The following is an 11,505-nucleotide window of genomic DNA, read 5'->3' on the forward strand; positions in this document are numbered from 1 at the left end:
TTGGAAATTGTTTGGAAGCGATTGGCGGTTAGCGTCTTTTGCGATGCTGTTCGATCGCCGCTTTAATCACCGCATGTAAATGGGCCTTATCATTCCCTGCGGTTGGGGAAGGCGTGTGGGATACGGGCTCCGCTTCGGGAAAATAGCGGGAGATGACTCTCGACATAATACCGGTACCGATCACCAGCAATAGCAGAAAAGTAAAAACAATTCCCATACCAAACAGGGTGATATCTAGCCCCTGTTGCAAAAGTGTTTCTTGCACTGTTTATTCCCCCTGGCACCAGGCAATAAAACCAGCCATTCCGGACGGTTTCATCTGTCCCCGTAACACTATGAATTTACGTACCTATTTATTCAGGACAGCTGAAACACCCCAATTGATATTTTGTGCATATGTAAAATCTTCGCTCACAATTAAACAAATTTATGTCGTACAACCAATAAACTTGCCCGGGAAAATCTCACTTAGCCCAGCCGTCCCAAATTTCTGCACATCGGAATCTTATTCCCTAGACCGGTAATTTCAACCGCCGCTGCACCTGATCCTCCCCCAAAAAGAGCGGGCACACAGGAAAAAATTCGTTAGTTCCAAAATACTGATATTTTTCTATTATCAATACAAGTTGCTTTTAAAATCAAACACTTATTGGTTTCAGGGGCAACGGAGGGGTCTAAATTGCCACGCCCAATTTTGGTGCAAAACATCAATAGGCTGAGTTTATATCTCCTACTTTTATATACTGAAGAATGATCGTTTTTGCGCCATTACAATAACTTGCTGATAGAATATGCGCCTTTAGATTTATGATTTACCTCTCAACTGACTTATGACCGACAAGACACCTACCCCAGAACCTACGATTTACCAGGCACCAATGGAGGGGGTAATCGACCATCACGTGCGCGCCCTGCTCTCCGCCATCGGAGGGGTCGATGTCTGTGTTACAGAGTTTGTTCGTGTCACTAATACTCGTTTGCCTCGCAGAGTATTCACCCGCTTGTGCCCAGAGGTCGACAAGGGTGCCAAGACCCCAAGCGGGATTCCAGTTCGGTTACAGCTGTTAGGCGGCAACCCCAATGCAATGGCAATTAATGCAGTAAAAGCAGTTGAGTTCGGTGCTACAGCAATTGATCTCAATTTCGGCTGCCCTGCAAAATCAGTGAATAATAGCGACGGTGGCGCCTGCCTATTGCAAAGCCCTCACAGAGTGGAAGCTATTGTAGGAGCGGTTCGCCGCGCTGTCCCGGAAAACATCCCTGTCACCGCAAAAATCCGACTGGGCTTTAATGATCGCTCTAGCTATATAGATAACGCCCAGGCTGCAACAGCTGGCGGCGCAAATGAACTGGCAGTACACGCTCGCTCCAAAGTCGATGGCTATAAACCCCCAGCCTACTGGGAATACATCGGTGAAATTCGCCAAAAACTCGAAATCCCAGTCATTGCCAACGGGGATATCTGGACACTTGAGGAATTTCAACGCTGCCGTGAAGTAACCGGATGCGAAGCATTTATGTTTGGTCGCAGCCTGCTAGCCAGGCCAGATTTGGGCAAGCAGATAAAAGCCTACTGCTCAGGTGAGAGCTATACAGCAATGGGCTGGCAAGAGATTATCGAAATTCTTTGGGGTTACTATCAAACCACCCGAGAAGTTTACCCTTCCAAGTATCTGGGCAATCGTATTAAGCAATGGCTCGCTTACTTGAAATTGGCTTTTCCTGAAGCCCAATTGTTCTTTGATAAAATAAAACGTCTCAGGGAGGCAGAAGAGCTTGATAGAGCTTTTTCCGAAGAGCGGAAAATTCAAATAGCAGCAATTGAGGCAGCCTAATTTTCCGCACCTCTGCCAGTATCGGAATTGATACTGGTAGAGGAAGTTACCCGCTCAGATCCACTCTCACAGATCCATTTTTGACTGTCGACTCAAGTAAGCCGGATTGTAGAATTTTTCCGCTAACTGATGCGCAGTGCTACTTTCGTAGTGAACTCTGGTTTCAGTGGTAGCCTTGATGCTATCAACTAAAACCATCTCCTGCACAAATAGCTCTTCATCCTTTGTCCCCGACACAAAATGCGCAACCTTAGCCAGCTTTCCAGATTTCAAGTAAAGCTCTGCCTGGATTGGGAAGAGACTCTCACTATCAAGCCACAATGTTATCTTTTGATAGCTGGCTCCTTTGGTTTTTGCCTCCAGCTGAAGTTTGTGGGTCAATTTATCCTTTAGAATTTCACTTGCCTCGAATTGCCCCCGATAGTCCTGGCTCCAGGTCAAAGTGGCGATATCACCAATTGAAGCCTCCCCCAACAATCTTTGCATCGGTGTAATGCGGATAGGGCGGCGGCTGCGGGGCATCAATAGCCAGTAGTTATCCTGCAGCATCAGCATTTTTTGCCCCTCTTCACCAACACCTTTAAATACCACCAATGATTTTCTCTCAGGGCGAGTATAAACATGGTAGCGATCTTCGCTTTCTAACTCTCCCTGTTTAAAAACCTGGATGTTGGTGACAACTTTTGAAGATGACTCTCCAAGACGATAGGAATCGGCTTTGGCCAACATGCTTTCTACCTGTACAGCGGAAAAATGACTTTCCTTCTCCTCAGTCCCAGCTAAAACAAAGGGAGAGAACATCAGCAAAAAACCAATCGCCAAGCTAACTCTGCCTAATCTTAATTTATACATGAACCAATGCCTCAGTAATCGGTTTATTGACACCTTTCCGTGCCGCAAGGAAGGATGAAAAAACACATATCGCAGCTATTGCAACCGAAATCATCCACGCCAAGTTAATAGAGAAATAAACAGTCAAAGGATACCCCGTTGTTTTTCCTGGAGGTGGCGGCATAGTAATGTCAAACATCATCAATCCAGCGCTTATCAGACCAGCCAAAATAACACCTGCTAAAGAACCCACTACGGCAAGTACTAAAGCCTCCAATATAAACCCAGTTATCAATTCCCCTTTGGATGCACCCAGTGCGGACAAGGTACCTATTTCCCGTGTTCTCTCTGTTACCGACATTGCCAGCGTATTGAAAAGCGAGACAAAGATAACCAGTGCCATAATGATTCCCATCAACCCAAAAATTCGATCATAAAGACTCTTCACTCCCTGATAGAAAAAGGCACGATCCTCCCAAGTTGTAATTTCCAGCTCTGGAACTAACTCACGCAGTCTTTCCTGCAAGCTCGATGTCTTATCAAGGCTGTAGCCATAGATTGCCATGGTTGAGACCCTGTCACTATCTAAAAGGAACTGCGCAGCCGGAACAGAAATATATACTTGACGCTTATCCATATCTGGAACACCAGTCCCGAAAACTCCCCTAACCTTAAAATCCATTGCATTGAGAGCCCCATGAACGGTAGAGGACATTAAAGTAATATAATCCCCGGGCCTTACATTAAGATTCCTTGCGAGATCCTTACCCAGCATAATCTCGGGATCACTGATATCTTCACTGTTTGATAAAATACTGCCCTCAGTGACATTTAGAAAAGGCCCCTTCACCCGAAATTCACTTGGCAATATCCCCTGACCTAAAAAAATAGAAGACTTATCACCATTGGAAATTAACCCTTGCAGATAAACTCTAGGCTGCACAGCCTTCACATTTTCCTCAACCAACAAGTTCCTACGTAATTTATTGGCATTATCTAAACCAAGCTGAAGAGGAAAGTCCTCATCAGAAGAGAAATATCCCGACTGTGTTAGCACCAAATGCCCCTCACTGCGCGCCGCGTTCTCTTTAAGGGATTGATACGTAAATAGGCCAAAACCTCCGGAGGTCATCAAGGCCGTTACCACAATGGAAATAATAGCAACGGCAAGAAAGCTTCTGCGACGATTGCGCAATAAATTTAAAACCGCGACTTTTAAGCGACGCATAGAGCACTCTCCTGCAGAATTACACCATCTTTCAACTCAACAACTCTATCGCAATGACGAGTCATTCGATCATCATGACTGGCAACAATAAAAGCTGTTTTTTGCTCCATTCCTAAATTTTTCATTAACTCAATAATTTGTTGTGCGGTAACACTATCCAAGCTGGCCGTAGGTTCATCGGCAATTACCAATTTGGGCTGGTGCACCAGTGCTCGAGCGATTGCTACTCTCTGCTGTTGTCCACCTGAAAGTCGATCTGGCCTGTAGTTGGAAAACTGGGACAGCCCGACATGATTCAACATGTCCATAACACGCCGCTTTACTTCACCTTCTTTCATTCCATTCAAAAGAAGTGGAAAGGCTACATTCTCAAAGGCTGTCATTACCGGAACCAAATTAAACTTTTGGAATACAAAACCCAACTGGGTACGACGGATCTTCATTGACTGCCGATGGCTTTTTCTCAGCACCTCGCCGGCAAAGCAGACTTCTCCGCTGTAATCATGATCCAGTAGCCCGCAAATATTTAACAAGGTACTTTTACCAGACCCCGATGGTCCGCACAGAGCTACCATAGTGCCTGCTCGAATATCCAGATTCACATCTTTTAGGGCCCTAAGTTGAACCTCACCAGAAGTGTAAGTCTTTTCAATATGAGTGAGCTGTAACATAGATTCACTACCTGTTCGCACTATTAATCAGAGTTTTTAACATCATCACATGGATTTGATATGCCATGACTCTCAGCCTTTGCTCCCCATAAATTCACTAACTCCTTGTCACCCCCAAGCTCTGCAGCCTGCAATGCACCACAGTAAATCCAGCGAGTAGCGTCTGGCGGCATATATCCTATGCGTGGATCGCCCATCAACTCATGATAAAGTTCAAACCCACGGTCAAAAGAATTAAATAGCTTTGGCACCTTAGTAAAAGTTGTTGCGGCAATTCCTTTAAGCAGTAAGTCTTGAGGCATCCCCTGAGAGGAACGGCCAGGGTTATCCATTTCTTCAATTATGGTGAGCGCCTTATCCATACGGGCAATTCCATTCTCTGCATAACTGACCTTTCTCCAGGGCAACCAGCTTTCTTTTGCCATTAGAGTCTCACTAGCCCCCAGGTAAAAAAGTACAATAGGATCAGAGGGGTTATCTTTCTGTAATGTCTTAAAAGCCTCATAGGACTCTTCTATCGCCGCCCCACCCTGTGCTGCCGCTTTTTGGTACAAATCTTCCATTTTTGCGTCCTGGGCAGCAAAGGATGAAACGCTCACCCCAAGATTTAAAGCCATTATTACAAGTAACCTTTTCATTACACTTCTCCTTGCTTCTGAATTTTTAATAGATTACCTAGCATCCAAATATCATTCAGGACAGTGCGATGAACTGTCTCTGGAGAGGATAAGAGGCAAAAACTTATGCTGAATGGCTCTAGGGGGCCTCTGAATAACTCCGTGATACCTCTGGCATGCAGAGCGGTTCACAATCAAGGCGCGGCTTCGCAGGAATGTCTAGACCTTTCAAGAAGTCGCAACGCGGAGTGTGAATCGCTCTGCACGCCCCGAAGGGCGGGCCTTGAAGGCCACAGCTGCTGCGTTGCAGCTCTTGCAAAGGACTACGGCCATTCCCGGCGAGCTGCGCCTAACATCTGCAGCCTTCAAGACCCGCAGAGGCATTACGGAGTTATTCAGAGGCTCCCTAGAGGGTGGATAGGTGGAAAATTACTGCACGCGAAGAGATGCTATCGTTAAAGTGTCTAAACTCAGGAGAGAGTACCAATTAGTAAAGACTGCATAATCGCCAAAACATTGAAGACTTGGTATCTAAATTGATACTAATAAGAGTGCGCGATGCACATAGAGAGGATACAGACCAAAAGAGCAGTTCCTTTGATCTGTATAAAATATCAAATGAAATTTACAAAGACTAATCCACCATTGCAATATGGGTGGTCATTTCACCGACAGACTGTCCCAAATTATTTGTAGCTATAGTACGAACAATAAAAACATCGTTTTCAACATCTAAGAGTTCTACTTTTATATCTACATCTTGTCCTGCCAGCGCTAAGTTGTCCGCACATAAATCCGCAGAAGTAACTATAAAACGAGCACTATCTTCACCTGTCAACCGCCTCAAAAATATACAACATGACTTAATAAGGCTCTGCGAGGCAATAGCAACGGGCAACGCTTTCACCCTATCAAAATGCCCCATGCACATTTCTGGAGTAACTCTACCGATACTTGCCGTCAGAGACATTAGATCAATATTATGTACATTAATATCAATACTTTTGGAGTAAGGATTAATATCGCTAATAACAGGAGTGATATCATGGATACTATCACTATATATCTTATGGAAAGATCGCTCCCGCATTACATGATATTTCACGTTAAGTCGTGCCGCCACTTCACCAGCAGGGTCTAACAATTCTGCCTCAGCAACTAACTCTCTCTTACTGGCAAATACGGCTTTGGTTCGGGCCAGAAGGTAATCAGGGCGCATATCAGAAACAAAGCTATCATAAGTTTTCAAATCAGCTTTGCGCGCCAAGTAGTAATGCTTGGATCTTACTGGATTGGCCAAAGCGCCAAAACAAGAGCCCAAAATTGCCAAGTGTCGACCAATCTCCGCGACATCCATTAAACTACTTTCATATGTACTTTGACATTGCACAGGCACTTTAGCAACAAGCCAGCCGTCAGCGTCAAAATATAAAGCCTCTAGCGCAAAGTAGGGAGATTTCACCTCAATTAGATCCTCAACTCCTTCTACAGAAGAAGGATCCAACTTAAAACTATCCAACATAATTATTCCATTAATTATCGGAGAAAATTTACACACAGGTACTCACAGCAGAATACCTGCCATTACAAGAGGAAAATAGATTAGGCACTTTCGGGAAGAATGCAGCACATATACCTTCCCAGCCATTTAAGAAAATGTCCTAAAATAGAAAAACCATAAAGAAAAATCTTAGCCTATTTTACAAGCCAAATGAGCAGAAAATAGACCTTCAGGCAGAATCTCAAGCACCAGGCACAAACAAACTCAAACCCACCAAAATAGTTAATCTACAATTAAAAAACACTCCACCCCTCAAGTCGCGGGCAATTATGCCAATCAAACCCCTAAAGTAAATTACCGACAATTACAAAAACACCCCCCCAGTTCGCACAAGATTATTAGTCAAATCATATAGCAATAGCATGTAAACAAGCGTCCAAATTCAAACCCAAACAGCAACCATCCTAAAGTCTTAGCAATTAAAGTCCCATTAAGTTTAAAGCACGGCTTTAATAGTAATTCAATAAAGCCAATATCATCTTTAACGCTATAGTCTCTTATCGCCCCCCTTATCACCCTTCCTTTGATCAGTGGCAGTTGGAGCATTTAGACTAAAGATCTCTCGATGCCAAACCAATCTGAATGTCCGGCCATGAAAAATAAGGGGCGATAAAGTTATTAAATCTTAGGTAGCAGATATGAATCTCTGACATACATATCAATTTAATTGGAGGAATTAATTTACCCCCCCTAAGTTAAGATAAATATAAATTGTTAATCGCTACATTGTTTTAAACAACGAAGCAGCCCTGCGACTCACCGTATATTGACGCCCGTCATCCATCACCACAGATACACCGCCAGTTATTCCACGGCATACTTTTTGAATACGCTTCACACAGACAATTGTAGAACGGTGGATTTGCCAAAATAAATCTGGCTCCAACTGAGCTAACAACTCCTTTAGTGGGGTTCTAATAATATGCTCACCCTGACCAGAGTAAACCGTCGTATATTTGTCCTCTGCCACAAATGCCGAAACCTCATCGCAGGCAATCAGATGAATATCTTCTCCCTTGCTTGCCTTAATCCAACGAAGGTACTCAGGTCTGCTTAAGGAAAGCTGCCTCAGTAACGCCTCAATATCAGGTCCTGACTTTAGGTTACCCTCTTCCCGGTCTCTCAGGCGCTGCCGAATACGATCACAAGCTTTTTCCAATCGCTTGTCATCAATAGGTTTTAGCAGATAGTCGGCTGCCTCATGCTCAAAAGCACTTACAGCATACTCATCATAGGCCGTGATAAAAACAACAATAGGATTTGTTTGTAATTTGCCAAGAGCCTCAGCAACAGCCAAACCATCCATTCCAGGCATACGAATATCGAGAAAAACCACATCAGGCTCCTCTCGCTGGCACAGAGCTAACGCTTCGTTACCATCACAGGCTTTACCAATAACCTCAAGCTCAGGAAAAATATCGGCAAGCATTTGGTCGAGATGGTGACGCAATAAAGGCTCATCATCTGCAATTATGGCACGCATGGAAACTCCAAACGGGCAGTTACTCCGCCCTGATTATTACTTTGAATCAGTAGCTTACCACGCTCTTGGTAAAGGGTAGAAAGTCGCTCCCTAATATTGCTTAGCGCAATCCCATTGTGTTTGCTGGAGCTAAGTTTATTAGCCCCAGCAGTAAGTCCCACACCATTATCTTCCACCTCAATAACCCATTGGCCTTCCTTCTGTTTCACCCGCAACCGGACCAGTCCACCTTTGGCTGCAGGCTCAATGCCATGAAAAATTGCATTTTCGACTAAGGGTTGCACAAGTAACGGGGGAACAAATGTCTCTAAACTCACATCCTCTGATAAATCAACTTCATACTCTAACCTTTCCCCCAGGCGTATCTTTTGAATCTCTAAATAGCATTTCAAACTGCTAAGCTCAACCTTTAAAGATACCTGGTCGGAACGGGATTTTTTCAAGCTAATTCGCAAGAGATCACTAAAGTTATCCAGTAGGTCTTCTGCCTTTTGAGGGTCGTGACGAATTAGCATTTTTAGATTGGCCAGAGTATTGAATAGAAAATGAGGCTCTATCTGGCTTTGCAGCACTTTTAGCTGGCTTTGAGCAAGAGTCTTTTGTTGTTCAAGCTTTAACAATTCAGCTTCCTGACGTTCCCTCTCAAGCTGGTGAGATTGCTCCCGGTTAAGATGGACTTGATAGAGAAAAATGGAAAGAAGAATGGCAATAATTAAAAAATCAAGTGCCCGAAATTCCCCAAAACCCGATACCCACCACCAAGCATGTAGAGTTCCCAGGACAATTGCCGCTAAACTCACTACCGCATACTTTACTTTTGAGGGCCAGGTGGGCTTGAAAAACTCGACTACCTGCCTCGTGGATGTCGCTATAAATCCGTACGCCAGAGAAATTACGCCGTGAACTGCATAGCTCCCCCCCCAGATAGCCTGGGTAATTACCGCCACCACCACACAAATTATCAATGTACGTAAGCACTCTCTTAACAGATTCACCCTTAACTCCACTCAAAAAACAATAGTCGTACTCAAGGTAAATACAGCCTGGTTTTGGAGCTGCGCAAAAGCAGACTCATCAGGACCAGCAAAATATCTTACGGATGTTCCAAGTACCCAATCGTCCGCAATCTCCCTCTCACCCCCGATAGTTAAAATAAGGCCACCATCTTCAGGCGTGTATATTAAATCTACTTTTGGATGGTACTCATTATTGGTAAGCGTCCAATGTAAAAGTAAATTGTGCCTCAGGGTATTATCACTTAAAAAGGCCATCGCTGAGGATTGGCGAAGGCCATCCCACTGCACTCCCTGATTTTGGTACCACAGGCTGTTATCAAACACCTGCTCCCATTCGCTTTTCCCCCAGGCCCGACTATCAAACCAGTACTCTAAAATAACCGAATGCCCAATGCTGTTTGCCCATGTCATCCCTATAAGAGCTTGCCAGCCATCATCCATCTGCTCCTGTTTTGGCATAGCCATCAAAGCTGGGGCTCGCCAGCGCCAGTATTCTTGCTGGTAGCGCCATTCTGTATGGATCTCCCATTGCTCTCCATAAGTATTAACCCAGCTTCCCCCTAAGTTCATACCTCGCTGATCATCCATGTAACCCAGTAACTGCCACTCTGCACTAGTTCCAAGCTGATACCAGCGCATGGCAAATCCCTTTGGGTGGTCACCCCCAGAGGCCTGGCTGATACCGGCATCCACCAGCATTACACTTAGCTCTCCATTCTCAGTGAAACGACTGGCAGACACCACCCCAACTCCTTCGCTCACTTGAAGTGATACCGGATTCCGCTCTATGGGTAGAAACCAATCCAGCGGACGATGACCATAACCAACACCAAAGTCCAGGCGGCGTTTGCCCAGCAACCAATCCCAGTCCTGCCAGCTCCCCTGCCAGAAAAGCTCCTCAACTACCAACTCTAAGTCTTCACTGCCACCGCGCTCTGCCTGGTGGAATGCAGAGATCTGCCCTTCCCAAGCTTCATACTGTAGTGCCCCCTGTAGTAAAGCTTGCCGAGACACACTTGATTGCGCCTCAAAAAGTGAGCTATCAGAAGCGCGATCATAAGCGGCTGTCATCGCCAGCTCCCACTGTGATTCAAGGGCATCCGCCTGGCTAGTAGCACTACCAATCAGTAGAGGTAGCGCCCAAAGAGAATATAGTTTCATAGTTGCCTCCATTCGTGGGAAGCACACTACCAACCTTCCAGGCCCATACCATCGGATAAGACCAACGGTACTGGAATCAGATAAATGGCTTTTGACCGAGATTAATGGAGGGGGTTATCCATTAAATAACCCTCTGAAAAGTTGATTACTCTTTGCGCAACCATCCGAGAATACGGTTATTCTCTACATACCATTGCCCTGAGGGCATGAAAATAAGTGGGTAACGCTCTCGGGAGGGAGAAAATGGACCCGCGTTCTGCTGAATAATCTCCAGGGTAGCATTCTCTATATCTACCATAGAAACGATAGCTACATGGCCATAAGGGTTAAAAAGGGAGGGGCTATAAACAACGATATCGCCAATATTCGGAGGGGTATTACCTTGGTTGTGAAACTGCAGTAATCCTCTTTTGGTATTCACACTCCCGTGCTGGACTGTCAGGTCAAAAAAATCTCTAGCATGTCCAAATGTATCCGGCATTCGATGCCCAAATCGCTCGTAATAATAGCGCTTAACAAACTCAACACACTGGTACCTTAGGCCAAGATTATAACCGTCTTCCGAGGTGTTGCGCTCTTCAACATTATTAACTCCTCCATTGTAATAAACTTCTACCCCATGAAGTGAGTCTATAATCTCTCCGACAGAATAAGCTGTATTAAGGTTTAGGCGAGTAGCCAGTTGATATATCACGGCGATCAAAAGTCCTATACCGGCCACAACAACAATTAACCTACCCTTCCTTCCACCTTCTTTGATTGTTTCAACGAAAGACAACATCCATATTTCCCTCTAATCAACCCCAACTAAAAACACCCCAATTTCAGACTCCCACCTGTGCAAAAAAGCAAATGGGGTTAAGTGCACTCTACGTTCAAATATAGGTCTCATTCCTTTATCCTACTCATTACACCTAGTTAACTTTTTGAACCCTGTCATCAATTGCTCAAACGGGGTTCACATTACTTACAGGCGCTAATAGCAATTGGTCCAACACCGTCACAACCTGCCAAAAAAGCGATAGCTATTTTGCCTTAGGTGACCCAAAATCCAAATATAGTTATTTAACTAATAATCAGCAGGAACCGGGCCACTGAGCAG

At 44.8% G+C, this 11,505-nt stretch carries 11 protein-coding genes; 1 reads left to right on the top strand and 10 read right to left on the bottom strand.

Annotated elements, in window-relative coordinates; translation table 11 throughout:
* Positions 1-28 precede the first annotated feature (28 nt).
* Positions 29-265 carry an OadG family protein gene (locus ACJJIL_RS14465; protein WP_444896594.1) on the bottom strand — a complete coding sequence of 79 codons (237 nt, stop codon included), beginning with the start codon at positions 263-265 and terminating at the stop codon, positions 29-31.
* 565 nt (positions 266-830) lie between these two features.
* Between ACJJIL_RS14465 and ACJJIL_RS14470 the strand changes: the two genes are divergently transcribed.
* Complete coding sequence (locus ACJJIL_RS14470; RefSeq protein WP_445360019.1) at positions 831-1,835, top strand: tRNA dihydrouridine synthase; 1,005 nt, start codon at positions 831-833, stop codon at positions 1,833-1,835.
* A 66-nt stretch (positions 1,836-1,901) separates the two neighbouring features.
* On the opposite strand, the gene ACJJIL_RS14475 is transcribed toward ACJJIL_RS14470, so the two are convergent.
* The 9 genes from ACJJIL_RS14475 to ACJJIL_RS14515 form a co-directional block, all read right to left on the bottom strand.
* Entirely contained in the window at positions 1,902-2,687 is a 786-nt protein-coding gene (locus tag ACJJIL_RS14475; RefSeq protein WP_445360020.1) for an outer membrane lipoprotein-sorting protein, read from the bottom strand.
* A complete protein-coding gene (locus ACJJIL_RS14480; RefSeq protein WP_445360021.1) occupies positions 2,680-3,894 on the bottom strand; it encodes an ABC transporter permease in 1,215 nt (404 codons plus the stop codon). Before ACJJIL_RS14480 ends, ACJJIL_RS14475 begins: the two co-directional genes overlap by 8 nt.
* Entirely contained in the window at positions 3,882-4,565 is a 684-nt protein-coding gene (locus ACJJIL_RS14485) for an ABC transporter ATP-binding protein (protein WP_445360022.1), read from the bottom strand. Before ACJJIL_RS14485 ends, ACJJIL_RS14480 begins: the two co-directional genes overlap by 13 nt.
* 23 nt (positions 4,566-4,588) lie before the next feature.
* Positions 4,589-5,203 (bottom strand): hypothetical protein, encoded by a 615-nt coding sequence (locus ACJJIL_RS14490; RefSeq protein WP_445360023.1) that lies wholly within the window; start codon positions 5,201-5,203, stop codon positions 4,589-4,591.
* A gap of 613 nt (positions 5,204-5,816) precedes the next feature.
* Positions 5,817-6,704, bottom strand: a complete 888-nt coding sequence (locus ACJJIL_RS14495) for a hypothetical protein (RefSeq protein ID WP_445360024.1) — start codon at positions 6,702-6,704, stop codon at positions 5,817-5,819.
* A 760-nt stretch (positions 6,705-7,464) separates the two neighbouring features.
* Positions 7,465-8,226: a LytR/AlgR family response regulator transcription factor gene (locus ACJJIL_RS14500; RefSeq protein WP_444896587.1), complete on the bottom strand. Its 762-nt coding sequence runs from the start codon at positions 8,224-8,226 to the stop codon at positions 7,465-7,467.
* Entirely contained in the window at positions 8,214-9,221 is a 1,008-nt protein-coding gene (locus ACJJIL_RS14505) for a sensor histidine kinase (protein WP_445360025.1), read from the bottom strand. The genes ACJJIL_RS14500 and ACJJIL_RS14505 overlap by 13 nt, the downstream gene beginning before the upstream one ends.
* A 12-nt stretch (positions 9,222-9,233) precedes the next feature.
* Complete coding sequence (locus ACJJIL_RS14510) at positions 9,234-10,403, bottom strand: hypothetical protein (protein ID WP_445360026.1); 1,170 nt, start codon at positions 10,401-10,403, stop codon at positions 9,234-9,236.
* 145 nt (positions 10,404-10,548) lie between these two features.
* Positions 10,549-11,184 carry a CHAP domain-containing protein gene (locus ACJJIL_RS14515; protein WP_445358723.1) on the bottom strand — a complete coding sequence of 212 codons (636 nt, stop codon included), beginning with the start codon at positions 11,182-11,184 and terminating at the stop codon, positions 10,549-10,551.
* Positions 11,185-11,505 lie beyond the last annotated feature (321 nt).

It is taken from the genome of Microbulbifer maximicatervae (SeqCode) (assembly GCF_052468095.1).

Coding starts and splice junctions, on each gene's coding strand:
- ACJJIL_RS14500 (WP_444896587.1), bottom strand. CDS start 8,226: ATGCGTGCCATAATTGCAGATGATGAGCCTTTATTGCGTCACCATCTC.
- ACJJIL_RS14515 (WP_445358723.1), bottom strand. CDS start 11,184: ATGTTGTCTTTCGTTGAAACAATCAAAGAAGGTGGAAGGAAGGGTAGG.
- ACJJIL_RS14480 (WP_445360021.1), bottom strand. CDS start 3,894: ATGCGTCGCTTAAAAGTCGCGGTTTTAAATTTATTGCGCAATCGTCGC.
- ACJJIL_RS14475 (WP_445360020.1), bottom strand. CDS start 2,687: ATGTATAAATTAAGATTAGGCAGAGTTAGCTTGGCGATTGGTTTTTTG.
- ACJJIL_RS14485 (WP_445360022.1), bottom strand. CDS start 4,565: ATGTTACAGCTCACTCATATTGAAAAGACTTACACTTCTGGTGAGGTT.
- ACJJIL_RS14490 (WP_445360023.1), bottom strand. CDS start 5,203: ATGAAAAGGTTACTTGTAATAATGGCTTTAAATCTTGGGGTGAGCGTT.
- ACJJIL_RS14510 (WP_445360026.1), bottom strand. CDS start 10,403: ATGAAACTATATTCTCTTTGGGCGCTACCTCTACTGATTGGTAGTGCT.
- ACJJIL_RS14495 (WP_445360024.1), bottom strand. CDS start 6,704: ATGTTGGATAGTTTTAAGTTGGATCCTTCTTCTGTAGAAGGAGTTGAG.
- ACJJIL_RS14470 (WP_445360019.1), top strand. CDS start 831: ATGACCGACAAGACACCTACCCCAGAACCTACGATTTACCAGGCACCA.